This is a genomic window from Pseudoflavonifractor sp. 60, from assembly GCF_009911645.1.
Lineage (GTDB): Bacteria > Bacillota > Clostridia > Oscillospirales > Oscillospiraceae > Lawsonibacter.
In genome coordinates, this window is record NZ_QWKI01000266.1 from 1 (window position 1) to 1,243 (window position 1,243).

At 56.1% G+C, this 1,243-nt stretch carries 2 protein-coding genes; both read right to left on the minus strand.

The features are described from left to right. Positions 1-180 precede the first annotated feature (180 nt). A complete protein-coding gene (locus D1646_RS21255) occupies positions 181-528 on the minus strand; it encodes a replication initiator protein A (protein WP_160267308.1) in 348 nt (115 codons plus the stop codon). 146 nt (positions 529-674) lie between these two features. Then, on the minus strand, positions 675-1,043 hold the full coding sequence (locus D1646_RS21260) for a cysteine-rich VLP domain-containing protein (RefSeq protein ID WP_160578276.1): 369 nt from the start codon (positions 1,041-1,043) through the stop codon (positions 675-677). Positions 1,044-1,243: the final 200 nt, after the last annotated feature.

Genomic DNA, 1,243 nt, shown 5'->3' on the forward strand with positions numbered 1-1,243 from the left:
ATTTTCATGGTGGACATTTGTCCGAAAAGTGGGCGCTATTTACTCACACTCGTTTTGTTTATACTTGTTATTGTTCTTATAGTTCTTATTAGGGGCCAGCTTTTTTGCCTGCGTCAGCCGGATTTCTGCCCTATTACAAGAACAATTTTCCGGCCATGGTGAAGGACAAGTTTTTATCCATCAGGGGTGGCTAAATCTTTGTCCATCAGGCAGTTTCACATAGATATGATTGGGCTTGGAGAACTGCTGCCGCCTGCGCTCAATCAGCCCCGCCGCCTCTAATTCCGCCAATACGTTCTTGGCGGTAGTCATGCTCTTGCCGAGCATTTCGGCTATTTTCTCAATCGGGAAGATGATGTAAACTCTCCCGGCCTCGTCCGTCCACCCGTTGAGCTGGGACAGCCGCGCCCGGTCAAGCAAAAGGGCATAGGTCAACTTGGCGGTAAGGGTCAAGCCCATGTCCAGCAGGAACCAGGGGAAGAAGAAATAGGGCGGCAATTCGGTAGTTATCATCATGTAGTCGGTCATGGTTAGCCTCCTTGGTGTGGGGCTGTCAGACCGCCGCTGTGGGCCGTTAGAGGCCCGTTTTCGGGGGCGGAAAGGAATGTACCAGGCCCCCGTTGAGGGCGGTCTTGAAAGCCCTGATATTACGGCATTTTCAGAGGGTACTTTTTCTACGCATCAGCCCGGTTTTTCTTTGCCCAGGCCCGCTTGCTCCGTTTGGCACGTTCTGCGGCACAGGTGGAGCAGTAGAGGGTGTTGTGCTTGGATGGGGCAAACGGCCTCCCGCACTCCCGGCAGCGCCGCCGTCTGACAGCGGGGGCCGGGAACAGCGCGGCGCACAGGCCAGCGTCCAGGGGAAGGACGGCGGCGCGGAACCATTTGCAGATTAGGGAGTAGGTAATGCTCTGCGGACAGACACATTCCTCGCCGTTGTCCAGGAGCAGGCAGTTTCCGCAATCATAGTTGCAGCACTCACGCACCAGCCTCCGGGCTGTACGGTATTGCCGATAGGTCATGTGGGGGATTTCGGATGCGCTCATGCTCCACGCTTCCCCCGGCAAAATTCTAAAGATGCCAAATTGGCATTTTTAACGTGAGTGCCAATCTGGCACTGACGATACCTGACCCGCAGGAACAGAACAGACGCGAAGCGGGTGTTCTGTTCCTGCGGGTGCGCAAGGGGTTTGGGGAGTGCAGCTCCCCATCGCGTCCGAAGGACGCAACGCCCCCGGCAGGGCGC

Bases quoted from the DNA above. Each gene is read 5' to 3' on its own strand.
- D1646_RS21255 (WP_160267308.1), bottom strand. From the start codon at position 528: ATGACCGACTACATGATGATAACTACCGAATTGCCGCCCTATTTCTTC.
- D1646_RS21260 (WP_160578276.1), bottom strand. From the start codon at position 1,043: ATGAGCGCATCCGAAATCCCCCACATGACCTATCGGCAATACCGTACA.